This window comes from Tianweitania sediminis (assembly GCF_017813335.1).
GTDB lineage: Bacteria > Pseudomonadota > Alphaproteobacteria > Rhizobiales > Rhizobiaceae > Tianweitania > Tianweitania sediminis.
Window position 1 is genome coordinate 636,852 of the sequence record NZ_JAGIYY010000002.1, and the last position, 22,750, is coordinate 659,601.

22 protein-coding genes are annotated in these 22,750 nt (G+C 62.3%); 10 read left to right on the forward strand and 12 right to left on the reverse strand.

What is annotated here, in order from left to right:
- Positions 1-24 precede the first annotated feature (24 nt).
- The 4 genes from J5Y06_RS10085 to rpsF all read right to left on the reverse strand — a co-directional run bounded on the left by J5Y06_RS10085 (position 25) and on the right by rpsF (position 2,983).
- Positions 25-1,305, reverse strand: a complete 1,281-nt coding sequence (locus tag J5Y06_RS10085) for a cyclopropane fatty acid synthase (RefSeq protein ID WP_209334995.1) — start codon at positions 1,303-1,305, stop codon at positions 25-27.
- Positions 1,306-1,444: 139 nt separating this feature from the next.
- On the reverse strand, positions 1,445-2,044 hold the full coding sequence (gene rplI, locus J5Y06_RS10090; RefSeq protein ID WP_209334996.1) for a 50S ribosomal protein L9: 600 nt from the start codon (positions 2,042-2,044) through the stop codon (positions 1,445-1,447).
- 202 nt (positions 2,045-2,246) lie between these two features.
- Positions 2,247-2,495, reverse strand: coding sequence for a 30S ribosomal protein S18 (gene rpsR, locus J5Y06_RS10095; RefSeq protein WP_173190471.1), 249 nt, complete (start codon positions 2,493-2,495; stop codon positions 2,247-2,249).
- A complete protein-coding gene (gene rpsF, locus J5Y06_RS10100) occupies positions 2,495-2,983 on the reverse strand; it encodes a 30S ribosomal protein S6 (protein ID WP_209334997.1) in 489 nt (162 codons plus the stop codon). Before rpsF ends, rpsR begins: the two co-directional genes overlap by 1 nt.
- 336 nt (positions 2,984-3,319) lie before the next feature.
- Here rpsF and fabD point away from each other — a divergent pair, with 336 nt between their 5' ends.
- The 7 genes from fabD (at position 3,320) to gmk (ending at position 9,644) form a co-directional block, all read left to right on the forward strand.
- A complete protein-coding gene (fabD, locus tag J5Y06_RS10105) occupies positions 3,320-4,261 on the forward strand; it encodes an ACP S-malonyltransferase (RefSeq protein WP_209334998.1) in 942 nt (313 codons plus the stop codon).
- 44 nt (positions 4,262-4,305) lie between these two features.
- Entirely contained in the window at positions 4,306-5,043 is a 738-nt protein-coding gene (fabG, locus tag J5Y06_RS10110) for a 3-oxoacyl-[acyl-carrier-protein] reductase (protein WP_209334999.1), read from the forward strand.
- Between the two features lie 120 nt (positions 5,044-5,163).
- Positions 5,164-5,400, forward strand: coding sequence for an acyl carrier protein (locus J5Y06_RS10115; RefSeq protein ID WP_189501441.1), 237 nt, complete (start codon positions 5,164-5,166; stop codon positions 5,398-5,400).
- An 88-nt stretch (positions 5,401-5,488) separates the two neighbouring features.
- Positions 5,489-6,751 (forward strand): beta-ketoacyl-ACP synthase II, encoded by a 1,263-nt coding sequence (fabF, locus tag J5Y06_RS10120; RefSeq protein ID WP_209335000.1) that lies wholly within the window; start codon positions 5,489-5,491, stop codon positions 6,749-6,751.
- A gap of 109 nt (positions 6,752-6,860) precedes the next feature.
- The gene (gene mltG / locus J5Y06_RS10125) at positions 6,861-8,036 is read left to right on the forward strand and encodes an endolytic transglycosylase MltG (RefSeq protein WP_209335001.1); all 1,176 of its coding nucleotides are present in this window, start codon (positions 6,861-6,863) and stop codon (positions 8,034-8,036) included.
- Between the two features lie 39 nt (positions 8,037-8,075).
- Positions 8,076-8,963, forward strand: a complete 888-nt coding sequence (locus tag J5Y06_RS10130; protein WP_209335002.1) for a YicC/YloC family endoribonuclease — start codon at positions 8,076-8,078, stop codon at positions 8,961-8,963.
- A 9-nt stretch (positions 8,964-8,972) separates the two neighbouring features.
- The gene (gmk, locus tag J5Y06_RS10135; RefSeq protein ID WP_245247719.1) at positions 8,973-9,644 is read left to right on the forward strand and encodes a guanylate kinase; all 672 of its coding nucleotides are present in this window, start codon (positions 8,973-8,975) and stop codon (positions 9,642-9,644) included.
- Positions 9,645-9,653: 9 nt separating this feature from the next.
- Here the strand turns inward: gmk and rsmA are convergent, their stop codons facing one another.
- The 5 genes from rsmA to lptF form a co-directional block, all read right to left on the reverse strand.
- A complete protein-coding gene (rsmA, locus tag J5Y06_RS10140) occupies positions 9,654-10,496 on the reverse strand; it encodes a 16S rRNA (adenine(1518)-N(6)/adenine(1519)-N(6))-dimethyltransferase RsmA (RefSeq protein ID WP_209335003.1) in 843 nt (280 codons plus the stop codon).
- 24 nt (positions 10,497-10,520) lie between these two features.
- Positions 10,521-11,447 carry a SurA N-terminal domain-containing protein gene (locus J5Y06_RS10145; protein WP_209335004.1) on the reverse strand — a complete coding sequence of 309 codons (927 nt, stop codon included), beginning with the start codon at positions 11,445-11,447 and terminating at the stop codon, positions 10,521-10,523.
- A 145-nt stretch (positions 11,448-11,592) separates the two neighbouring features.
- Positions 11,593-13,944: an LPS-assembly protein LptD gene (locus J5Y06_RS10150; protein WP_209335128.1), complete on the reverse strand. Its 2,352-nt coding sequence runs from the start codon at positions 13,942-13,944 to the stop codon at positions 11,593-11,595.
- A gap of 29 nt (positions 13,945-13,973) precedes the next feature.
- The gene (gene lptG, locus J5Y06_RS10155; RefSeq protein ID WP_209335005.1) at positions 13,974-15,062 is read right to left on the reverse strand and encodes an LPS export ABC transporter permease LptG; all 1,089 of its coding nucleotides are present in this window, start codon (positions 15,060-15,062) and stop codon (positions 13,974-13,976) included.
- Positions 15,059-16,243, reverse strand: a complete 1,185-nt coding sequence (gene lptF / locus J5Y06_RS10160) for an LPS export ABC transporter permease LptF (RefSeq protein WP_209335006.1) — start codon at positions 16,241-16,243, stop codon at positions 15,059-15,061. Before lptF ends, lptG begins: the two co-directional genes overlap by 4 nt.
- A gap of 349 nt (positions 16,244-16,592) precedes the next feature.
- Here lptF and J5Y06_RS10165 point away from each other — a divergent pair, with 349 nt between their 5' ends.
- Both J5Y06_RS10165 and J5Y06_RS10170 read left to right on the forward strand, forming a co-directional pair.
- Positions 16,593-18,086: a leucyl aminopeptidase gene (locus J5Y06_RS10165; protein ID WP_209335007.1), complete on the forward strand. Its 1,494-nt coding sequence runs from the start codon at positions 16,593-16,595 to the stop codon at positions 18,084-18,086.
- 19 nt (positions 18,087-18,105) lie between these two features.
- Positions 18,106-18,555: a DNA polymerase III subunit chi gene (locus J5Y06_RS10170; RefSeq protein ID WP_209335008.1), complete on the forward strand. Its 450-nt coding sequence runs from the start codon at positions 18,106-18,108 to the stop codon at positions 18,553-18,555.
- Here J5Y06_RS10170 and J5Y06_RS10175 read toward each other — a convergent pair whose 3' ends face one another.
- From J5Y06_RS10175 to J5Y06_RS10185, 3 genes are all read right to left on the reverse strand, one after another.
- A complete protein-coding gene (locus tag J5Y06_RS10175) occupies positions 18,556-20,433 on the reverse strand; it encodes an ABC-F family ATP-binding cassette domain-containing protein (RefSeq protein WP_209335009.1) in 1,878 nt (625 codons plus the stop codon).
- A gap of 123 nt (positions 20,434-20,556) precedes the next feature.
- A complete protein-coding gene (locus tag J5Y06_RS10180; protein WP_209335010.1) occupies positions 20,557-21,318 on the reverse strand; it encodes a hypothetical protein in 762 nt (253 codons plus the stop codon).
- A 128-nt stretch (positions 21,319-21,446) separates the two neighbouring features.
- Positions 21,447-21,959: a DinB family protein gene (locus J5Y06_RS10185; RefSeq protein ID WP_209335011.1), complete on the reverse strand. Its 513-nt coding sequence runs from the start codon at positions 21,957-21,959 to the stop codon at positions 21,447-21,449.
- Positions 21,960-22,008: 49 nt separating this feature from the next.
- On the opposite strand from J5Y06_RS10185, the gene J5Y06_RS10190 reads away from it, so the two are divergent.
- Positions 22,009-22,701, forward strand: coding sequence for a glutathione S-transferase family protein (locus tag J5Y06_RS10190; RefSeq protein WP_209335012.1), 693 nt, complete (start codon positions 22,009-22,011; stop codon positions 22,699-22,701).
- Positions 22,702-22,750: the final 49 nt, after the last annotated feature.

The following is a 22,750-nucleotide window of genomic DNA, read 5'->3' on the forward strand; positions in this document are numbered from 1 at the left end:
AAAGCGTTGTGACCTGGAACTCGCTCAATCCTCGATGCTGTCGGCGCGTTTGCGCGGACGCTTGCGCGGGGGCGCTATGCTTGCTGACAGAAGGGGCAAAGGCGCAGCTCTTTCGGCTTCCAACATGTAGTCTCGCGTCACCGGCAGAACGTCGTTGCGCTTGGTGATCTGGATCTGGAACACCATCATGTCCTGCCAGCGAAAGGCTGATTCCGAGCCCGACAGATAGAACTCCCACATCCGGCAGAAGCGCTCGTCATAGATCGCCTTTGCCTTGTCTCGGTTGGCCATGAACCGTTCGCGCCAATGCATGAGCGTGTCGGCGTAGTGGTGGCGAAGGATCTCGATGTCGTTGACCATCAGCGCGGCCCGTTCGATATGCGGCAGCACCTCCGAAAGCGAGGGGATGTAGCCGCCGGGGAAGATGTACTTCCGAATAAACGGGTTCGTTGCATACGGCGGTCCATTGCGGCCGATCGAATGGAGCACCATGACGCCGCCCGGCTTCAGCAACGCGGCAACGGTTTCGAAGAACGTCTTGTAATGATTGACCCCGACATGCTCGAACATGCCGACGGACACGATGCGGTCGAACCGTTCGGAAAGGCTCCGGTAATCGCGGAGTTCGAAATGGACGTCGTTTTGAAGTCCTTGTTCGTGGGCTCGTTCCGTGGAAACCGCATGCTGCTCTGTGGAGAGCGTGACCCCCAGCACATGCACGCCGAACTCGCGCGCGAGGTAAAGCCCCATTCCGCCCCACCCTGAGCCGATGTCGAGGACGCTTTGTCCGGGCTTCAGGTCCAGCTTGGCTGCAATATGCCGCTTCTTGGCAGCCTGCGCTTCTTCCAGTGTCATGCCCGGATGCTCGAAATAAGCGCAGGAGTACTGCATGTCGTCGTCCAGGAAGAGCCGGTAAAGCTCCCCGGAGAGATCATAATGATGGTGTACATTCTCCCGCGACCGGCGCTCATTGTTCAACTGCTGAAAGCGCTTGAACAGGGTGCGTAGGGCGTTCAGAGATTTACCGGTTGCCGAGTCGCTTCGAGCCGAATTCGCATAAACCAGTCGAAGCAGCGCCAGCACGTCGCCCTCGAGGAAATCGAGGTTTCCTTGGATGAAGGCTTCTCCGAGTTGCAGGGCGGGGTCGAGAGCAATCGCGCGCTCTGCACGGCGCGTCTTGATCCAGACATGGACCGGGGCGCCCGTTTTGTCCCCGAAGTGATGAACCGCGCCGTCTGGGCTAGTGACAAGCAGATTGCCCGTCCGGATGGTCGCTTCAATGACGTTACGCAGCAACCTGTTCATAAGCGAGACCCAGAATGCAGTTTCCGCCGCGCAAACAGCCGGGTGGCATCTAGACCAGATCCGCGCGTCCAGCGTTAACAAAAACAAAAAAGCCCGGGACTGCAATCCCGGGCCTTTTGTACCAGCCGGTTCTGGAAGCTTATGCTTCTTCGTTGTCGCTTTCGCTATCACCTTCGTCTTCTTCGGCATTCGGATCGAAGAAGTTGTCGGGGCGGGCGTTCTCGTTGATGTCGTCGCCATAGATGGCTTCGGCGGTGGTGAGGGTTTCGCCACGTGCCTGCCGTTCTGCTTCATCCGCCGAGCGGGCGATGTTCAGCGAGATGGTGACTTCCACTTCCGGGTGGAGCGCAATCGCCACGTTGCTCAGGCCGATCATCTTGATCGGGTTGTTGAGCTGCACCTGGTTGCGCGAAACGTTGAAGCCTTCGCTCACCAGAAGCTCGGCGATGTCGCGGGTGGACACCGAACCGTAGAGCTGGCCGGTTTCGCCAGCCGAGCGAACGACGATGAAATTCTTGCCGTCCAGCGTGTCGGCAACAGCTTGCGCTTCCGACTTGCGCTCGAGGTTGCGGGCTTCGAGCTGCGCGCGCTGACCTTCGAACTTCTTCTTGTTCGATTCGTTGGCGCGCAGTGCCTTGCCCTGCGGCAGAAGGAAGTTGCGTGCGAAACCGTCCTTGACCTTGACGGTGTCGCCCATCTGGCCGAGGCGCGCGATGCGCTCGAGGAGGATGACCTGCATGGATGTTGGTCCTTGTTTTATCCGGATCGAACCGGGGATTGGCAACGAGCCACCGCAAGCAAGGACAAAGGGAGCAAAGCCCGTTTCGCTGTCCTGCCGCCTGGCAGTTAGGGCCGGAGCCCAACTCGGATTTTCTGGTCTGCTTTCCAACCGCCGAACGGGGAAAGGGAAAGGCGGCCGGACCAGCCGGCCGCCTTCGATCTTACTTCACGACGTAGGGCAGGAGACCCAGGAAGCGGGCGCGCTTGATCGCCTTGGCGAGTTCGCGCTGCTTCTTCTGGCTGACAGCCGTGATGCGCGACGGCACGATCTTGCCACGCTCGGAAATGTAGCGCTGCAGGAGACGCACGTCCTTGTAGTCAATGCGCGGCGCGTTGGCGCCGGAGAACGGGCAGGTCTTGCGACGACGGTGAAACGGCCGGCGCGTCGGGATCTGGTTGATGTCGACCATCATTCAGCGCCTTCCGTTTGAGCTTCCCGTGGACGGCGCGGCGCACCATCACGATCACCACCGCCGAAACCACGGCCGCCGCCGCGATCGCCACGGTCACGGTCGCCGAAGCCACCACGGCCGCCGCCGGGACGATCGCCGAAGCGGTCGCCGCGCTCGCGGTCATCGCGCTTCTGCATCATGGCCGAGGCGCCTTCCTCGTGCTTCTCGACCTTGATGGTCATGAAGCGCAGAACGTCTTCCGACAGACCCTGCTGACGCTCCAGCTCGGAAATCGCGGCGGCAGGCGCAGTGATGTCCATGAGCGTGAAATACGCCTTGCGGTTCTTGTTCATGCGGTAGGTGAGGGACTTCAGTCCCCAGTTCTCGATCCGGCCAACGGAACCACCCAGCTCTTCGACGATACCCTTGTACTGTTCGACAAGCGCATCGACCTGCTGCTGGGACAGGTCCTGACGGGAAAGGAACACATGTTCGTAGAGAGCCATTGTTCGCCTTTCTTCGTTTGATCTCCCGGTCCCAACGGCAAAGCCTCTGCGACTTTTCGGGTGCCACGTGGGGTGGCGAGAAAGGCGCATCGTCGAGACGGTCGAGAGCGGAGACACGGGAGGCGGGAGACCATCTGGCTCCGCAACACGCCTTCAAACAAAGGCGTTGCCCTCCGTTCAGCCCCCAGCTGAGACCGGCAGAATGGCGCGCTTATACAGGGGCGCCCGTCAAAAGCAAGGTGAATAAGCTGGCATCCCGATGCGAAGATGGCTTCGCGCCCGTCTTGACTCCATGATCGCCCTTGCGCAACACGCCGCGCAATCGGAGGCATCCTCATGAGCATTGCATTCACCTTTCCTGGGCAGGGCAGCCAAGCCGTCGGCATGGGCAAAAACTTGGCGGAAGCCTTTCCGGACGCGCGCCGCGTCTTCGACGAAGTCGATGACGCCCTGGGCGAAAAGCTTTCCGCACTGATGTGGGACGGCCCGGAAGACAAGCTGACCCTCACCGCCAATGCGCAACCGGCTCTGATGGCGGTGTCTTTGGCCGCCATGCGCGCGCTGGAAGCACGCGGCTTCGACCTTGCCTCGAAGGTCTCTTACGTGGCCGGCCACTCGCTCGGCGAATATTCCGCACTGGCCGCGGCCGGCACCTTTTCCGTTGCCGACACGGCCCGGCTTCTGCGCATTCGGGGCAATGCCATGCAGGCGGCGGTTCCCGTCGGCGCAGGTGCGATGGCTGCTATCATCGGGCTCGAACAGGATGCGGTGGAAGAAGCCTGCGCCGAGGCCGGCAAGGGTTCGGCCTGCCAGATCGCCAACGACAACGGCGGCGGGCAGCTGGTGATTTCCGGCGCAAAGGCGGCTGTTGAAGAAGCGGCGCGGTTGTGCACCGAAAAGGGTGCCAAGCGCGCCCTGATGCTGCAGGTGTCCGCGCCTTTCCACTCCGCGCTCATGGCGCCGGCAGCCGAGGCGATGCGCGAAGCTCTGGCCGAAGTGCAAAAGAACGCGCCGAAGGTCCCCGTCGTCGCAAATGTCGTGGTGGCACCCTTGTCCGATCCGGACGAGATCGCCGCGCGCCTTGTGGAGCAAGTGACCGGCCGTGTGCGTTGGCGCGAAACGGTGGAGTGGTTTGCCGCAAATGGCGTGACAACGCTTTACGAAATCGGCTCGGGCAAGGTGCTGTCCGGCTTGGCGCGGCGCATCGATAAGTCGGTTACGACCGCAAACATCGCGACGGCGGCCGACGTAGAAGCAGCGCTCGCCGCTTTGAAGTAAGGCGAAGCCCTGCTAAGGGCGTCGCATCCACGAGGAGACGATCCATGTTCGACTTGACCGGCCGCAAGGCTTTGGTGACCGGCGCAACCGGCGGCATTGGGGAAGAGATCGCACGCGCGCTGCACGCTCAGGGCGCAACGGTGGGCTTGCACGGGACCCGCCAGGAAAAGCTCGAAGCGCTTGCCGCAGACCTCGGCGACCGCGCCAAGGTCTTTGCGGCCGACCTCGGCGATCGTGAATCGGTGAAGGCTCTGGGGCAGAAGGCGGAGGCCGAACTCGAAGGCGTCGATATCCTCGTCAACAATGCTGGCATCACGCGCGATGGCTTGTTTGTGCGCATGTCCGACGAGGACTGGGATGCGGTGCTGGAGGTAAACCTCACCTCCGTCTTCCGCCTGACGCGCGAACTCACCCATCCGATGATGCGTCGCCGCTTCGGCCGCATCATCAACATCACGTCCGTGGTCGGCGTGACGGGCAATCCTGGACAGGCCAATTATTGCGCGTCCAAGGCCGGCATGATCGGCTTCACCAAATCGCTGGCGCAGGAAATCGCCAGCCGCAACATCACGGTGAACTGCGTGGCGCCGGGCTTCATCGAATCGGCCATGACCGGCAAGCTCAACGACAAGCAGCGCGACGCGATCTTGTCGGCCATTCCGTCAAAGAAGATGGGCGCCGGCAACGATATCGCGGCTGCGGTTGTTTACCTCGCCGCCAATGAAGCCAGCTACGTGACGGGCCAGACCTTGCACGTGAATGGCGGCATGGCGATGATCTGACGCGGCCCTGCTGCTGAAACCCAGTGGGTAAACCCGCCGAAACATGAACTTTTTCAGCTTGATTAGCGGCATTGAGGCCGCTAACGAGAGCACTCAACACAGGAAACTGAGGGCCACGCCATGAGCGATACCGCAGAGCGCGTTAAGAAGATCGTCGTCGAGCATCTCGGTGTCGAAGCCGACAAGGTAACGGAGCAGGCAAGCTTCATCGACGATCTGGGCGCCGACTCGCTCGATACGGTTGAGCTCGTCATGGCGTTCGAGGAAGAATTCGGCGTCGAAATCCCGGATGATGCTGCAGAAACCATCCTGACGGTGGGCGATGCAGTGAAGTTCATCGAGAAGGCCCAGGCCTGATCGATCTGCGGGCGGCTCGAAACCGCGTCGCCCGCCATCGGCAACGCTGCATCATCCCCAAGATCCCGATGTCTCAGGAGGACCGGTCATGAGGCGTGTCGTTGTCACAGGTATGGGCCTGGTGACCCCGTTTGGCCCAGGTGTCGAGCACGGCTGGAAGTCGCTTCTTTCGGCGAAAAGCGCTGTGAAGAAGGTCGAGCACTTCGAAACGGACGATCTTGCCTGCAAGATCGCTGCCGTGATCCCGCGCGGCGACGGGACGAACGGCACCTTCAATCCAGAATCCTACATGGAGCCGAAGGAACTCCGCAAGATTGCGGACTTCATCCTTTACGGCATTGCAGCGGCCGATGAGGCGCTGAACGACGCCGGCTGGCATCCCGAGAACGAAGCGGATCGCTGCGCCACGGGGGTAATGATCGGCTCCGGCATCGGCGGGCTGGGTGGCATTGCCGACAACGCCCTGATCCTGCACGAAAAAGGTCCGCGCCGCGTCAGCCCGTTTTTCATCCCGGGCAACATCATCAACCTTGTGTCGGGTCAGGTTTCGATTCGCCACGGCCTCAAGGGCCCCAACCATGCCGTCGTCACGGCCTGCTCCACGGGTGCGCATGCAATCGGCGACGCATCTCGCTTGATCGCGTTCGGTGACGCTGACGTGATGGTTGCAGGTGGTGCCGAATCCCCGGTGATCCGGCTGTCACTGGCAGGATTTTCCGCCACGAAGGCGCTTTCCACCCACTTCAACGACACGCCTGAGAAGGCTTCGCGTCCTTATGACGTCGACCGCGACGGTTTCGTCATGGGAGAGGGTGCCGGTGTTGTCGTCCTCGAGGAACTCGAGCATGCCAAGGCGCGTGGCGCCCGCATCTATGCCGAGGTCGTCGGCTATGGGCTGACAGGGGACGCCTACCACATCACCGCGCCGTCCGAAGATGGCGACGGTGCCTTCCGCTGCATGACCGCTGCCTTGAAGCGCGCGAATCTGGCACCGGCCGACATCGACTACATCAACGCCCACGGCACCTCGACCATGGCCGACACGATCGAGCTTGGAGCCGTCGAGCGGCTGGTCGGCAATGCCGCGTCCAAGATCTCCATGTCGTCCACGAAGTCGTCGATTGGGCATCTGCTTGGAGCAGCAGGGTCGGTTGAAGCCATCTTCTCCATCCTTGCCATGCGCGACAACATTGCCCCGGCAACCTTGAACCTCGACAACCCCTCCGTGGAGTCGGCCATCGACCTCGTTCCGCATACCCCACGCGAGCGGCCGATCGATGTGGTTTTGTCGAATTCCTTCGGCTTCGGCGGAACCAACGCGTCCCTGGTCTTCCAGCGCTACGCGGCTTGAGGAGGACGGCGCACAAGGCGTGCGCTGTTGCCTGCTTCGTCTGTCATTTCTGCCATAAAGGGGCGATAGTTCGGAGGCTGATTCCCTTCATGGAGCACGCCGGAACCCTATGAGCATCGAGCCGACCGATCAGCACCCGTCAGGCGCCGGCACCAACCGGCCGATCGTGCCGAAATCGGCCAGTGAAGCGCTTCGTCCCCAAAAGGGAGTGCCGCCGCCGCGCCGCTCGCGCAAGTCTCGCAGCCAGTTCGTGGTGTTCATGAACTTCGTGGTGACATGCCTGGTGCTGCTGGCTATCGTGGCTCTGGCGGGCGCCTGGTTCGGACGATCCATGTTCAACGGGCCAGGCCCCGCCACGCAATCCGAACTGGTGATGATCAAGCCGAACTCGAGTGTTGCGTCGATCGCAACCACGCTCGAGCGCGAAGGCGTCATCAGCGATGCGCGCATCTTCCGCATCGGCCTTCGCGTGAATGGCGCAGATGGCGACTTGAAGGCCGGCGAATACGAAATCAAGCCGGGCAGTTCCATGCGTGACATCATGGAACTGCTGCGCTCGGGCCGTTCCGTGCTGTTGTCGCTGACGATTCCCGAAGGATTGACAGTGCAGCAGGCCCTGCAGCGCATCGCCGAGCACGACGCCTTGACCGGCGAAATGCCCGCCGAGGTGCCGCAAGAAGGCTACCTGATGGCCGATACCGAGCGCTTTACGCGCGGCATGTCGCGCCAGGCTTTGGTCGACAAGTTGGAGGCCAGCCAAACGGCCCTGATCGAGGCCGTTTGGGAGCGGCGACAGCCCGACCTCCCGCTTGAGAACATCAACGAGTTCGTGACGCTTGCTTCCATCGTCGAGAAGGAAACGGCGGTGGCTGATGAACGTCCGCGCATCGCCGGCGTGTTCATCAACCGCCTGCGCAAGGGCATGCGGCTGCAATCCGACCCCACCATCGTGTATGGACTGTTTGGTGGCGCCGGGAAGCCGGCCGACCGCGCGATCTACCGTTCCGACATCGACAAGCCGACGCCCTACAACACATACCGCATCGACGGTCTGCCGCCGACGCCGATCGCAATTCCAGGCCGTGCTTCGCTGGAAGCGGTTGCCAACCCCTCGCGTACCGACGAACTTTACTTCGTGGCCGATGGCACCGGCGGGCATGTTTTCGCCAAGACGCTGCAGGAGCACAATGAAAATGTAGCCCGCTGGCGTGCTTTTCGCCGCCAACAGGCACAGCAGGCGGGTCAAAGCGCGGACGCAGCCGACGATACGCTGGCGGTCCAATGAGCGCTTCAGTGCCCGCGCGGCATCATGGGTAAGGTCGCGATGGGTTTGCAGAGCATGACGGGCTTCGCGCGTGCCTCGGCAACAGGCGAGGGCGCCTCCGTTGGCTGGGAGTTGAAGTCCGTCAACGGCAAGACTTTGGAAGCCCGCCTGCGCATGCCTCCCGGCTTGGAGCGGCTTGAGCAACCGGCGCGCCAGATCCTGCAAAAGCGTTTTGCGCGTGGAAACATCCAGGCAACCCTAACCCTGAGCCGCGAGGAGAAATCAGCGCAGCCGGTGGTGAATGAGAGCCTGCTGCGACGAATGGCCGAGCTCGCCGGGCGTTTGGAAAAGGAATACGGCGCCGCCCCGGCCACGTCTGCCCAACTGCTCGCCCTGCGCGGTGTCATGGAAGCGCCGGAAGCGCTGGAAAGCGACGAAGAACGTGCAGGCCTCGACCGCGCCATCCTCCAAACGCTGGAAGACGCGGCGCGCGGGCTTGAAGAAGCACGGCGCAGCGAAGGCGCTGCACTGCAGGGCGTGTTGCTCGCCCATGTTGAAACGATCGATGCTCTGAGGCAACGCGCGGAAGCGGATCCCTCGCGCGACATCCTAGCCATCCGTGCGCGACTGAGCGAGCAGGTGCGCTTGTTGTTGGAAGCCTCGCCCGCGCTGGACGAAGCGCGGCTTCACACCGAAGCAGCCATTCTGGCGACGAAGGCTGATCTGCGTGAGGAGCTCGATCGCCTCAAGATCCACGTCGAAGCGGCACGCCAATTGCTGATGGAGAACGGCGCTGTCGGTCGCAAGCTCGACTTTCTGGCGCAAGAATTTAATCGCGAATCGAATACTTTGTGCTCAAAGGCCAATGCTGCCGCCGTGACCGCGATCGGCCTGGAGCTGAAGGTGGTGGTCGATCAGTTTCGCGAGCAGATCCAGAACCTGGAGTGAAAGAAAGCGATGCCCGCGGTTCATCCGTCGACCTTTATCCGCCGGCGCGGCGTCATGCTGGTGATCTCCTCGCCGTCAGGAGCAGGCAAGTCCACAATCGCGCGCAACCTTCTGGAAAACGATAAGGCCCTCGAGCTTTCCGTAAGCGTCACGACCCGCGCCCGCCGCGGCAGCGAGATTGATGGCGTCCATTATCATTTCGTGTCGCATCGCGATTTCGAGCGCCTCCGCGATACCGATGCCCTGCTGGAATGGGCGGAAGTGCATGGGAATTATTACGGCACGCCGCGCGAACCGGCCGAGATCGCGCTGTCCGAAGGGCGTGACATGCTGTTCGACATCGACTGGCAGGGTGCCAAGCAACTGAGCGAGAAGATCCGGGCCGATATCGTGTCTATCTTCATCCTGCCACCCTCGATGCGAGAACTGCGCAGCCGGTTGAAGCGGCGCGCCGAAGATTCCGATCAAGTGATTGAAACCCGACTGGCAAACGCGCGCAAGGAAATCGAGCACTGGCGCGACTACGACTACGTCGTGATCAACGACGATCTGGACCGCGCCTTCGGCGCTGTTCGATCGATCGTGGCTGCCGAGCGCCTCCGTCGCGACCGGCGGCCGGGTCTGTTCGATTTCGTGTCCGACCTCCTCGACGACAATTCCGCCGCCCCGGCGGAACAGTAGCAAGCCTGGTCAGCCAGCGGGGTGCCCCAGGCAGTTGGCGAGCCTGATGAACTCAGCGACGTCCAGTGTTTCTGCGCGGCGGGTTGGATCAATGGCGGCGCGCGCGAGGAGTGTTTCTCCGCCAAGCGCCTTCAGGCTTTGACGCAGCATCTTGCGGCGCTGCCCGAAGGCGGCCTGAGTGACCCGTTCCAGCATGCGCAACTCCACCGCAGCCGGCGAAGGTCGCGGCTGCAGGGTTACCACCGATGATGTGACCTTGGGCGGCGGCGTGAAGGCTTGTGGCGGCACGTCGAAGGCAATGCGCGCTTCCGTGCGCCAGCCAGCCAGCACGGCAAGCCGGCCATAAGCGTCATCGCCTGGCTTGGCGACGATCCGTTCTGCCACCTCGCGCTGGAACATCAGTGCCATGCTTTGAAAGAACGGGGGCCACACCGGAACGGTGAGCCAGCGTACCAGGAGTTCAGTGCCGATATTGTAGGGCAGGTTGGCGATGATCCGCACCGGATCCTTGCCTGCTGCCAATGCCGCGAAATCGGATAGAAGCGCGTCGCCTTCCGTTACCTGAAGCCGTCCGGGATAATGCTCGGCAACTTCCTGCAGGATGGCGAGGCATCGCTCGTCCCGTTCGATGGCAAGGACCTGCTTGGTTCCTTGCGCCAGAAGGGCCCGCGTCAAGCCGCCCGGTCCAGGCCCAACCTCAATCACCGTCACGCCGTCGAGAGGTCCGGCCGCGCGGGCGATCTTGCTGGTCAGGTTGAGGTCGAACAGGAAATTCTGCCCGAGCGCCTTCTTGGCGAAAAGGCCGTGGCGATCCACGACCTCGCGCAGCGGCGGAAGTGCATCAATCGCCACGATGGTGCTAGATAGAAAAGGGCATCAGCGCTTGACGATCTGGGCGTTCTTGCGCAGCTCGTCCGTATAGGTCTTGCTGATGTCCTCGCCGGCGCCGTCCTTGCTGGCATCTTCCGCGCCGAACACCATGCGTGCAACGCGGTCATTCGACACTTCGCGCTGCGAGCAGATGCCGATGAATTCCACGCCGCGATCGGTCTCGCGCACCGCGGTCGCACCACCGGTCTTGGTGGACTTGATCTGCTCCGACCAGTCCGGCGGCAGTTCCGGCTCTAGAACGCGGCCAAGGTCGCGAACCGTCACGTCGAGGAGGCCCTTGGCGAAACTACGGGTGTTATCGCAGCTGTTGAAGCGCGCGCGCATGGCTTCGGCTTCGCGCTTGCGTTGCGCAAGCTTGGCACCGCGCTCCGCTGCCGGCACAACAAAGATCACCTGCTGCAGGAGATATTCTGTGGCGGAAGGCTTGCGGCCTTCCTTCATCATCCGCTGCACCACGTCCTGCTCGCTCATGCGGTTGTCGGAACGTGACCGCCGGGCGATCGCCTGGCCCCATCCGATCTGCACGCGCATGAATTCGCGAAAGTGGCTCTTCGTGACCCCGCTCTGGTTCAGGATCTGGTCCATTTGAGCGGTGGTGAGCTTGTTGGAATCGGTGAAGCGCTTATAGGCGTCGTCGACCTGCGTGTCCGAGATCGCGATCCGCTGCCGTGCAATTTCCTGCTTGCGCAAGGTTTGTTCAATCATGCTGTCGGCGGCATCGGACGGGTCGCGGCGCTGCAAGCGCAGAAACGCTGCCCGGCGCTCGATGTCGTAGCTCGTGACCGCCTCCTTGTTCACCACGTAGCGGATTTCGCTTGCTGCAGCTGGCTGCGGCAAAACCGCCATTGTCCCGGTCAACAAGGTGACGGCGAGGGCAGAAGAAACAGCAAGCTTCGTGATGATCGTCTTCATGAAGGAGTGGCCTCATTGAACGGGGCGCGCACAGGTCGAACGCGCTCCTGCCCGTCTAGTACGGCGAAACGATGACTGGCAGTTCGGCTCTTCTTAACTCCGGGCGGGCGGCTGTTGCAACCGCCCACTGGCATGCGGAGCAACGCTAGTTCAACCCGCCGCGATTGACCGAACCGAAATCGCCGATGGTGCGGAAGGTCAGCTGGAAGCCGACGCCGCGGCTCACTTCACGGGTGTCGATCTCGCGCTGCTCGTTGAACGCCATGGCGAAGGTGAAGCACTCGTCGTCATAAGCAAAGCCGATCGAATCGCGCACCACCACTTCGGACTGGAAGTCGTAGATTGCCGAACCGAACACGCTCCACGCTTCGGCGACCTTCGCGCGCGCACCCACCGTGATCTCGTGGCGATCGCGCGGGAAACCGTAAAGCGGCTGCTTCTCGATGAAGGCGTATTGGGCCGTCACGGCCAAAGGCACCGTGTTATAGCCCACCTTTACTTCGCCGCGCCGCAGGTCCAGCGAGTCTTCGTCGAAGCGCGCGCCAACAATGCCGGTGAAGCCGAGAGGGCTGCCGACGCCGACCTGCGCCACATAATCCGAGCGGTCAGATTCGAGCCCGGAAAAGGCGCCGGCGCTTACGAGGTCAGGCGATGCGAACGAATTCTGTCCGCCAAGGTGGAAGGACTGGCCAACAATGGCATTGGTCGTCCAGCCATTCGCAAAGGTCCCGGAATAGCGGATGCCGAGATTGGCGCGCGTGCCGCCTTCCACCCGGTCATAGCCGGAAAACTTGTCTGTTTCGAACAGCGAGGTGGCGTCGAAGACGAGGCTTTGCGCATCCTCGTTGGGGATGCCGAGGCGCTCGGCAAACTGTTCGTTCGGCCGGACAAGGATCTGAGCCGTGGGCTCGATTACATGCGTCGAGTTGGCTGACGTGAACAGCACCGGCCAGCGGGCTTCGAGCCCGGCCGTCGCCATCCCGCGCCAGTATTCGTCGCGGATGTCGGCTGCAACATATTGCGACTGAAGGGCCTGGACCGTGTTCTCTTCGTAGTCGGTGAAGATGCCGTCGCCGCGCACCTGGAGAAGCGGCGTCAAAGCCAGGCCTCCGGGAGTAATCAAGGTGCGCCGCCATTCCGCTTGTGCGGTGGCGCGGGCCGTGTCGCCGTCTATTCCGCGGATGTTCTGGCCGTAGATTGGCGGAACAACACCAGCGAAATCAGGATAATCGTCGATCGCCAGCCGGTCGCGGGAAATTGCTGTGACGTTGACGTCGATGTTTAGTTCGCCGCCCGCGATCGGCGTGTCCGGCGTCAAGGAATAGTCGAAGCTCGGCAGCACGTAAGGCTGGCGCTCGGCAACCGAGTCCGGATTGTCGTCCAGGACGCTTTCCTGCACCTGGAACTTCATCGCCCGCAGGTCGAAGTAGTTCCGGTCGTTCAAGCCGGTCAGGTAGATTTCGGAACGATGCACATAGGTGCCGTAGTCGTCGAGGCCGTAGGTGTAGGCGAAGTTCTTGTCGGTCTGCAGCAGGGCATCCCAGCCAAACGTCCAGCGCGGATTGATCGTGAACGCACCGCGCGTCGTCACTGCGCCACGGAATTCCTCCTGCCGATCGACGGTGTTCTCGTCGAAAGCTTCGGGCTTGAGCTGGTTGATGCCCGCAACTCGCAGATTGTATTCGCCATTGTCGAACTTCTGGCGCCATTCCGCTTCGCCCATGAACCCCTGACGCGTGTAGCCGCGTGGGGTAAGGGTCAGGTCATAGGTCGGCGAAAGCGCGAAGTAGTAGGGAACGGCCGCGCTGAAGCCGAGCTTGTTCTTGTAGCCGAAGGTCGGGAACAGAAAGCCGCTTTTGCGCCGCACCGTCGGATCAGCAACCTCGAACGCGGGCAGATAAGCGATCGGGAAGCCGAACATCTCAAAGCGGGCCGATTCGAAGCGCACGACTTTGGTTTGGCCGTTCCAGATGATCTTCTGCGCCTTGATCCGCCAGATCGGCGGCTTGCTTGGCTGGTCCTCGCAAGGCTCGCATGCGGTGTAAACGCCGCGATTAAACGTGGTTACCACGCCGTCCCGGCGTTCAGCGCTTTCCGCCGCGAAATAGGTCTTGTCCGGCGTTTCGATCCGCAGCGCGCTGACAAAGCCGTCGCGAAAATCGTCGGTGACGTCGATCTGGTCGGAATAGATGATGTTGCCGCCCGGATCGACCGCCTGGACGGCGCCGCTCGCCACCAGCCGACCTGTGGCGCGGTTATAGGATACGCGCTGCGCTACAAGGCGATTGTTGTTGTAGTCGATCTGCACGCCGCCCACCGCCGTAACGGTCTGTGCATCGTTGTCGTACACGAGCGTGTCGGCTTCCAGCAGCATCTGGCCATCGGGAGCCACGCGGTCGCGCACGGCTAGTTCTTCCGGCGTTTGCGCGGAGGCGAGCCCCAGCGGCAGCACCGTCATGAGGCAGGCGAGGGCACTTGCCTCAAGCAGGCGCCCCATTCGCGCGGATAAACAAATCGCGCGCGACACTAGCCGTCTTCCCTGTGCAGCAAAAAAGTCACCCCGAAAAACATCGCCACCACGACGGGTACCCAGGCCGCGATGACGGGGGGAACGATCCCCGCGCTCCCGAACGCCCTGACCAGGACCGAAACGACATAAAGCAGAAAGCCGGCAAGGATGCCACCCAGAATCATGACCTCGTTCTGGCCCATCCGCGTAAAGCGCATCGACACTGTGGCGGCGATCAACGTCATCGCAACAAGCAGGATCGGCAGGGCGAGGAGGGACTGGAACTGCATGGCAAATGCATTGGCGCTGAGGCCAAAGGCGCGCGCCGTGTTGATCCGGCCGGGCAGCTCGAAAAACGGGATGGTTTCCGGCAGCGTGACCCGTTCCTGAACCAGGTCCGGCGTCAGGCCGGTCGGGATATGGACGGTTTCCTCGTTGATGATCCTCGCGCCGTTGGCGAAGCTTTCGATCCCCTGCAGCTCCCAATAGCCGTCCCGCAGGAAGGCCTGCTGGACGTCGAGCCGGTCGCTGAAATCACCGTCGGAATCGAAGCGGAAAAAGGTTGCTTCACGAAGTTCCAGGCCGTTGTTCAGAACTGCCTGTGCGCTGATAATGGTGTCGACGCCATCAAAGCTTTGGCGCAGCCATGGCGTCTCGAACGCGGTATTGCGGTTCGGTTCGCCTGCTCGAAGGTTCGTTTCCAGGCCCTGCGACCGCTCGAACCCGGCCGCCGCGATTGGGTTCAGCACGACAATCGTAAACAGCCCAAACACAAAAGCGCCAAGCGCAATCGGTGTCAGGAACTGCCACGCCGAAATGCCGGCTGAACGCGCGATCACGAGCTCGTACTTGCGGTTCAGCGACACAAGCGTGGCCATGGCCGAAAACAAGCCGATGAAGGGCACTGTTTGCTGCATAACCATGGGCACGCGGAGCGCTGAAACAGTCAGCGCGCCCGTGAAGGAGTAGGTAGAAAGACCCGCCACTACGTTCTGGAACTCGGTGAAATCAACGATGAACACCAGGGCGAACACCCCCAGAAAGAACCAGGCGGTGATCGTCACATACCGAAGAAAGAAATAACGCCCAAGCGTGAAGCCGATCATGCGGCACCTCCGCGGCTCGGCAGGCGCCGACCCAGGACTGACGTGCGGAACCGGTCAATCCAGGCAGTCAGCCGATCGATCCATGAAATGGGCAGTTCCAGCGTCTTGTTGGCCCGAATGAAGGCGACCGCCAGGGCGGCGGACAGGATCGGTACGGCGTAAACGCCTGCCGAAAACAGCGCGCTTCCTTCCGCGTTGTTGGTGGCGGTGAAGCCCAGCCAGCGCACCAGCAGCGCAACCCCGATCGCCGTGACCATGGGGTGAAGCCGCGCTTCGCGATGTGACCGGGCGTCGCCTGCCGCCGCGATCGAAAGCAAGGCGAAAACAAGCGGATAAAGCCATTCGGTGAATCGATTGTGGAGCTCGGCCTTGTAATAATCCGGACGTTCCAGAAGGACGGGATCACTGGGATCCGGGTCGAGAAGGTAGGCCAGCGGTCGATCCTTGGGGAACATCACCACGGCGCGTGAGGTGGAAGCGAAAGCAGACAGGTCAAAGCCGTAGGAATCAAAGCGGATCAGAGAGGCCGGGCGGTTCGGCTCCTTCCGGTTGATCACGCCATCCTGCATCAGGAGGACGTTCTCGCCGACCTTGTCCAGCATGGCGCCGGTTTTGGCGTAATAAACGAGCTCGGTCTGCGGATCGCGCGTATCGGCGACGAAGATGCCGCCCAGCCGGCCGTCCGGAAGTCGTTCCGCGATCTGCACGTAAAGCCCGTCGTCGATCTGCCGGAACGCGCCTTCCTGGATCACGGTCGAAATCAGGTCAGCCCGTGCAGTGGCGAGAAGCTGGCGAAACCGCTCGCGGGCCGGCGGGTTCACCACGTTGTCGACGATGAAAACAAACAGGCTGGCAGCGAGCGCCATCAGGATGATCGGGCGAATAATCGTGCCGCGCGAAGACCCCGCAGCGCTCAGAACGACGAGCTCCGAGTCCTGGTTCATGGCGCTGAGCGTTTGCGTGATGCCGATCACGATCGCAAATGGAACCACGATCGGTACCACCGACGGCAGCATCATGGTTGCGACCTCGAAAAAGGTCGAGGCGGATTGCCCACTGTCGGTTACCAGATTGATGCGTGCGAGGATCTGGCTCACCCAAACCATGGCAAGGGTCCAGAACAGCGCTGCGGCAAACACACCGAAGGCTCGCCGCAGGATGTAGCGCTCAACGACTTTCATTCTGTCGCGTTCGTCCTTTGTAGCAGAAATCGCGCCCCCGCGCTTCCGCCACCGCAATCATCCGGCCTCGCCCGAGCCGAGTCTTTAACCGACGCAAATCGATTGTCCAGCTTCATACAAGCGATGAGAATGGCTAAGGAAGGGCCAACAAACAGAGTTAAGGAACCGTTTATGGGGGCATTTGCGCGCAGGCGGGCGGAACTCGGCGCCTTTTCCCGCTTGCGTACGTTGATGCATGCCCCCGCCGCTTTCATCGGGCGCGGTTGCCAAAAGGTCACGGTCTTGAAAGTGGGGACGCGTGATGTCACTGGAATAACGACCCTCCTACTCGCTTCAACGGGATAGCAGCATGCCGATTCAGCTCACCATTCGCTTCGCCGATTTCGCACGCCCGAGCGGAGGCACTGTCCTGCTGCTGGCCGGCGCCGATGCTGCCTTGTCGCAAAACGCGATGAACAGCGATCCGGCTGGTGTGATCGGCCGTGCCGCGAAGGTGTCGGACTTCCGCGGCAAGCCTGGGTCGAGCCTCGATCTGGTGAGCCCTGAAGGCGCGCAGGTCGATCGCCTCCATGTGGTCGGGCTCGGCAAGGCCGACGCCCTCGACGAGTGGGGATGGACCAAGCTCGGCGGCACGCTGACGGCTGCCATTCGCAAAGCAACCACGGTGGCGGTGATCGCGGACACGCCGGATGGCCCGGCGCGCCCCGATGATGTCGCCGCGCTGGCGCAGGGCATGCTGCTGCGCAGCTACAGCTTTGAAAAATACAAGACCAGGAAGGGCGAAGACGGGGAAGACGCGCCGGATGCGGCGGTCGCCGTCACGATCCATTGTGCCGATCCCGCTGCGGCGGAAGCCGCTTTCGCTGCCCACCGCGCTGTGGCGGAAGGCGTCATGCTCGCGCGCGACCTAGTGAACGAACCCGCAAACATGCTGGGTCCCGTTGAGTTCGCCGAACGCATCCAGGCGCTCAGCGAGGCCGGTGTGCAGGTCGAGATCCTGACGGAAACCGAAATGCGCCAACTCGGCATGGGAGCCCTGCTGGGCGTGGCCCAAGGATCCGTGCGTCCGCCGCGGCTGGCCATCATGCGCTGGAACGGCGGCGCGCAGGGCGAAGCGCCGATCGCCTTCATCGGCAAGGGCGTTGTTTTCGATTCGGGCGGCATCTCCATCAAGCCCGCCGCCGGAATGGAAGACATGAAAGGCGACATGGGCGGCGCGGCTGCCGTAACGGGGCTCATGCACGCGCTGGCGTCGCGCAAGGCAAAGGCCAATGTACTGGGTGTCGTCGGCTTGGTGGAAAACATGCTCGACGGCAATGCGCAGCGCCCGGGCGACATCGTGACCTCCATGTCCGGTCAAACCATCGAGGTGCTCAACACCGATGCGGAAGGGCGCTTGGTGCTGTGCGACGCGCTCTGGTACGTGAACGAGGAATACAAGCCTCGCTTCATGATCGACCTCGCGACGCTCACCGGCGCGATCATGGTCGCTCTCGGGCAGCATCATGCGGGGCTGTTCTCCAACAACGACGAATTGGCCGAGCGACTCACGAGCGCTGGTACGGCAACGGCCGAGAAGCTGTGGCGGATGCCGCTTGGACCGGAATACGACAAGATGATCGACTCCAAGACGGCGGACATGAAGAACATCGGCGGGCGCTTCGGCGGCGCGATCACCGCCGCACAGTTCCTGCAACGCTTCGTCAAGGACACGCCTTGGGCGCATCTGGACATTGCGGGAACCGCCATGGGCTCGCCGGCCAACGAGATCAGCCAGTCCTGGGGCTCAGGCTATGGCGTGCGCCTGCTCGACCGGCTGGTGCGCGACCACTACGAAAGCTAGGGCGCCGAAAGGGACCGCGATGACCGAGGTCCTCTTCTACCATCTCAGCGAGTCCACGCTGGAAGAAGCGCTGCCCGCGCTTCTCGAGCGCAGCACGGCGCGTGGCTGGCGCGTGGTGGTACAGGCCGGCAGCGAAGAACGGCGAGATGCACTTGATGCCCATCTCTGGACGTTTCGCGAGGATTCGTTTCTGGGGCATGGCGTTGATCACGAGCCGCATGCCGGAGAACAGCCGGTGCTTCTGACCACCGGGCAAGCCAACACCAACGATGCGCAGATCCGCTTCATGGTGGACGCCGCCGAGCCGCCTGACCTGACAAGCTATGAACGCGCCGTTTTCCTGTTCGACGGGCATGATGACGCGCAGCTCGAAGCCGCCCGGCGCCACTGGCGCACGGTGAAAGGCTCCGGCCATCAAGCGACCTACTGGCAGCAAACGCCGGACCGCCGCTGGGAAAGAAAGGCGTAGCTACTCCGCCACGCCTTCCTCGTATTCGGCCGAAAGCGTCAGCCATTTCTCCTCATTCTGGGCGAGGGTGGCTTCAAGTTGCGCGCGTTCCTTAGCGAGCTGCGTCGCCGTGGTCGGGTCGCGTTCATACAGGGAAGGGTCGGCCAACCTATCCTCGATGCCGTCGATCCGCTTGCGTGTCCGCTCCATCAGGGCTTCGGTAGCTTTGATTTCCTTGGCCACCGGCTCCATTGCAGCGCGTCGTTGCGCTGCCTCGCGCCTTTTCTCAGCCTTGTTCGCCTTATCGGCCTCGCGACGTTCCCGCCGATCGCCGGCACTGCCGGTCACGAGCTGGCGATAATCGCTGAGGTCGCCGTCATAAGGCGCAACCGTGCCGTCCTTCACCAGCCAAAGCCGGTCGGCCGTTGCTTCCAAAAGGTGGCGGTCGTGGCTGATGATGATGACCGCACCAGAGAAATCGTTCAGCGCCTCGATCAGGGCTGCGCGGCTGTCGATGTCGAGGTGGTTGGTTGGCTCGTCGAGGATGAAGAGGTTCGGCCCGTCGAACACGGCCAAGCCCATGAGGAGGCGCGCCTTCTCGCCGCCGGAAAGGTCTTTGGCCGGTGTCATCATCTTTTCTGTCGGCAAGCCGAACTGCGCGACCCGCGCGCGCACCTTGGCCTCGGGCGCTTCCGGCATCATGCGGCGAACATGCTCAATGGCGTTTTCCTCGGGCCGCAGATCATCCAGCTGGTGCTGGGCGAAGATCGACACCTTGAGCTGCGGTGCAACCGTGATTGAGCCGGACTGCAGCGGCAGGCGGCCGGAAAGCAGCTTGGCAAAGGTAGACTTGCCGTTGCCGTTGGCGCCAAGCAGCGCGATGCGATCGTCCGCATCGATGCGCAGGGTCAGGTTCTTGAGGATCGGCTTGCCTTCCGCATAGCCAACCGTGCCCTGCTGCATTGTGATGATCGGGGATGCGACGGTCTTCACCGGTTCAGGGAAGTTGAAGGGCGCGACATGATCCTCGATCACGGCTGCAATGGGCTTCATCTTCTCCAATGCCTTCAAGCGAGATTGTGCCTGACGCGCCTTGGAAGCCTTGGCGCGGAAACGCGCCACGAAGTCTTCCATATGCTTGCGCGCGGCCTCCTGCTTGACGCGGCCCTTTTCCTGCAAGGCCGCCTGTTCGGACCGCTGGCGCTCGAACTGGTCGTAACCGCCACGCCAGAAGGTCAGCTTCTTCTGGTCGAGATGAACGATCGAGTTCACCGCCCGATTGAGCAGGTCGCGGTCGTGGCTGATGAGCAGCACAGTGTGCGGGTATTTGGAAACATAGTTCTCAAGCCACAGCGTGCCTTCAAGGTCGAGATAGTTGGTCGGTTCGTCGAGAAGCAGAAGGTCGGGCTGCGAGAACAGCACCGCCGCCAGTGCCACGCGCATACGCCAACCGCCGGAGAATGAGGAGGCGGGACGCTGCTGCGCTTCGAGGTCGAAGCCAAGACCCGCAAGAATCGTGGAAGCGCGTGCTTCCGCCGAATGCGCGTCGATATCGGCCAGCCGGATCTGGATGTCCGCAATGCGCCCCGGGTCGGTCGCCGTTTCTGCTTCTTCCAGCAGCGCGAGGCGTTCCTTGTCTGCCTTCAGCACGATCTCGATCAGCGCTTCTTCAGTGCCGGGTGCTTCTTGCGCGACCTGGCCGATGCGCAGGCCCTTAGGAAGGCTGACGGATCCGGTTTCGCTGGCAAGATCGCCGGTGATCGCCTTGAAGAGCGTGGTCTTGCCCGTTCCGTTGCGACCCACCAGACCGGCCTTTGTGCCGGCTGGCAGGGTGAGCGACGTATGGTCAAGAAGAAGGCGTCCCGCAACGCGGAGCGAAAGGTCGTTGATGATCAGCATGGCGGCGCTTTTGCCTGCTTGCGTCGCACCATGCAAGAAGAAGGATAGGGAAACGGAAAAGGACCTGCCACAACGGCAGGCCCTTTCGTCTGAGGTCGACAGGAGCCAAGCGGCTCCGATGCTTCAGCGCATGCAGGCGTCGTTGGAAGCCTGATCGTAGTTGTAGGGGTTGGCGCGGACCTGGCGGCACAGGATGCTGAGCTTGCGCGTATCGCGACCGCTCACCACGTTGCTGCCGGTGGACTGCGTTCCAGCGACCGAGGACCGTCCGGTCCGGCCCGCATTGCCCGCTACGCCCGTGCTGCTGTCGGGGTTGCTCGCCGTGCTGCCCGACATGCCACCACCGAAGATGCCGCCGAAGATGCTGCGGCCGCCCTGGTTGGACACCCCGCTGGCCGTTGCAGGGCTGGTGTCGCCACCACTTCCGCCGATCCCGAGGCCGACATCGGCGCCGATGCCGCCCGAGCCACCCACAGTGGCGCCGGCTGAAGCATTCGCGCCGCTGCCACCGCCGATCGAAGCCGTTGCACCGGCATCCACGCCACTGCCGCCGCCGACGCTTGCGCCTGCACCGGCATTGACGCCGCCGCCGCCGCCGATGGAGGCACCCGCACCGGCGTCGACACCGCTGCCGCCTCCGATGTTTGCGCCCGCGCCGGCACCGATGCCGCTGTCACCGCCAACAGAAGCGCCCAGGCCGGCGCCAATGCCGCTATCGCCACCGATGCTGGCGCCCAGGCCAGCGCCGATGCCGTCGCTGCCGCCGATGGACGCGCCCACGCCCGCGCCGATCCCGCCTTCTTGTGCGAAGGAAGGAAAGGCGACCGTGGTGAGCAGGGCCGCGCCGATGATCTTGCCGATTAGAACGTTGGAATTCTTAGTCATTACAAGCTCCTCTTTCATCCAGAAGGGGTTCAATCCGCTGGGAGAAAGAAGAAGCAATGCGCGGAACCGTTGCAGGCGATCCGAAGCTATAATTACCGTATGCTTATATAAGAAAACTGCTTTCGAGCTTAAGCAAAGCTGCGGCCGATCTCGGTGCGTTGAAAGGCAATCAGGTCAAGCGAGGGAGCGCGGTGGCCAAGGCTGGTCAGGATCATGTGCGCCTGTCCCCGGTGATGTGTCTGGTGATTGAAAACGTGAAACAGGGCGGGTGCGAGCCGCTGTGACACGGTGCGCATTTCTGAAACGGTTGTGTAGGAAAAGCGTCCGGACAGTTCTGGATCGCTGAGGCCGGCGACCCAGCCAGAGATGCGGGTGTCTTCCGCTTCCCGGGCGATCCGCAGGGGCGCGAGGTTCGGATGGATGATCGCGGCAAGGCTGGTTGGCACCTCACCGCGCCCCGTGAAGCGCTTCATCCAGATGCGGTCGGCAACGAGAATGTGGTTGAGCGTGCCCCGCATGGACTTGAAGAACGCGCCGGCATCCCGGCCGAACTCTTCATCGCTCAGCTCCGCCGCCGCCTCATAAAGTTCGTTATTGGCCCATGCGTTATAGGCCGCAAACATCTCGAAAACCTGCCTCATAGATGTGTCTTTCTGCTAAACGGGTGCCGAAGCGACTAGGGAGAACGCCATGTCCATTAAACTCTATGATCTCGTGGGCAAGGACCCAACGCGGCCCTTCAGTCCGCATTGCTGGAAGGTCGCGATGGCGCTGGCACACAAGGGGCTCGAGTTTGAAAGCGTGCCGACGTCTTTCACCCGCATCAAGCATGTGGAAAACGGAGCATCACCCCTCATCCCGGTGCTGTCCGACAGAGGCAAGATCGTGTGGGATTCCTTCGCCATCGCGCTTTACCTTGAAGATCGATATCCGGATCGGCGAACGCTGTTCGGCGGTCCGGCAGGGGTAGCGACGAGCCGCTTCATCGAACGATGGTCCCTCGTGACGCTTCATCCCTTCCTGGCGTCGGCTGCGCTGATGGACATTCACGATCATCTCGCGCCGGAAGATCAGGAGTATTTTCGGAAAAGCCGGGAAGCGCGGTTCAACAAGAAGCTGGAAGAGGTGCCGGTCGGACGCGAGGCCAAGGTGGTGGCGTTCCGCGCTTCACTCGAGCCGTTGCGCGGCATGCTTGGCTTTCAGCCTTTCATCGGTGGCGAAAGCCCGCTTTTCTGCGACTACATCGTGTTCGGCGCCTTTCAATGGGTTCGCGTGGTTTCCCCGTTCCGCTTCCTGGACGAAGCCGACCCCGTTGGGATCTGGTTGCAGCGCTGTCTTGATCTGCATGGCGGGATAGCGCGTCAGGTGCCTGCCGCAGCCTGAGCGGAGGCTTGGCAAGGGGTGGGGGGCTCTGTATAGAGCCGGCACCTCC

Bases quoted from the DNA above. Each gene is read 5' to 3' on its own strand.
- J5Y06_RS10085 (WP_209334995.1), bottom strand. From the start codon at position 1,305: ATGAACAGGTTGCTGCGTAACGTCATTGAAGCGACCATCCGGACGGGC.
- rplI (WP_209334996.1), bottom strand. From the start codon at position 2,044: ATGCAGGTCATCCTCCTCGAGCGCATCGCGCGCCTCGGCCAGATGGGC.
- rpsR (WP_173190471.1), bottom strand. From the start codon at position 2,495: ATGGTCGACATCAACCAGATCCCGACGCGCCGGCCGTTTCACCGTCGT.
- rpsF (WP_209334997.1), bottom strand. From the start codon at position 2,983: ATGGCTCTCTACGAACATGTGTTCCTTTCCCGTCAGGACCTGTCCCAG.
- fabD (WP_209334998.1), top strand. From the start codon at position 3,320: ATGAGCATTGCATTCACCTTTCCTGGGCAGGGCAGCCAAGCCGTCGGC.
- fabG (WP_209334999.1), top strand. From the start codon at position 4,306: ATGTTCGACTTGACCGGCCGCAAGGCTTTGGTGACCGGCGCAACCGGC.
- J5Y06_RS10115 (WP_189501441.1), top strand. From the start codon at position 5,164: ATGAGCGATACCGCAGAGCGCGTTAAGAAGATCGTCGTCGAGCATCTC.
- fabF (WP_209335000.1), top strand. From the start codon at position 5,489: ATGAGGCGTGTCGTTGTCACAGGTATGGGCCTGGTGACCCCGTTTGGC.
- mltG (WP_209335001.1), top strand. From the start codon at position 6,861: ATGAGCATCGAGCCGACCGATCAGCACCCGTCAGGCGCCGGCACCAAC.
- J5Y06_RS10130 (WP_209335002.1), top strand. From the start codon at position 8,076: ATGGGTTTGCAGAGCATGACGGGCTTCGCGCGTGCCTCGGCAACAGGC.
- gmk (WP_245247719.1), top strand. From the start codon at position 8,973: ATGCCCGCGGTTCATCCGTCGACCTTTATCCGCCGGCGCGGCGTCATG.
- J5Y06_RS10145 (WP_209335004.1), bottom strand. From the start codon at position 11,447: ATGAAGACGATCATCACGAAGCTTGCTGTTTCTTCTGCCCTCGCCGTC.
- J5Y06_RS10150 (WP_209335128.1), bottom strand. From the start codon at position 13,944: ATGGGGCGCCTGCTTGAGGCAAGTGCCCTCGCCTGCCTCATGACGGTG.
- lptG (WP_209335005.1), bottom strand. From the start codon at position 15,062: ATGATCGGCTTCACGCTTGGGCGTTATTTCTTTCTTCGGTATGTGACG.
- lptF (WP_209335006.1), bottom strand. From the start codon at position 16,243: ATGAAAGTCGTTGAGCGCTACATCCTGCGGCGAGCCTTCGGTGTGTTT.
- J5Y06_RS10165 (WP_209335007.1), top strand. From the start codon at position 16,593: ATGCCGATTCAGCTCACCATTCGCTTCGCCGATTTCGCACGCCCGAGC.
- J5Y06_RS10170 (WP_209335008.1), top strand. From the start codon at position 18,106: ATGACCGAGGTCCTCTTCTACCATCTCAGCGAGTCCACGCTGGAAGAA.
- J5Y06_RS10175 (WP_209335009.1), bottom strand. From the start codon at position 20,433: ATGCTGATCATCAACGACCTTTCGCTCCGCGTTGCGGGACGCCTTCTT.
- J5Y06_RS10180 (WP_209335010.1), bottom strand. From the start codon at position 21,318: ATGACTAAGAATTCCAACGTTCTAATCGGCAAGATCATCGGCGCGGCC.
- J5Y06_RS10185 (WP_209335011.1), bottom strand. From the start codon at position 21,959: ATGAGGCAGGTTTTCGAGATGTTTGCGGCCTATAACGCATGGGCCAAT.
- J5Y06_RS10190 (WP_209335012.1), top strand. From the start codon at position 22,009: ATGTCCATTAAACTCTATGATCTCGTGGGCAAGGACCCAACGCGGCCC.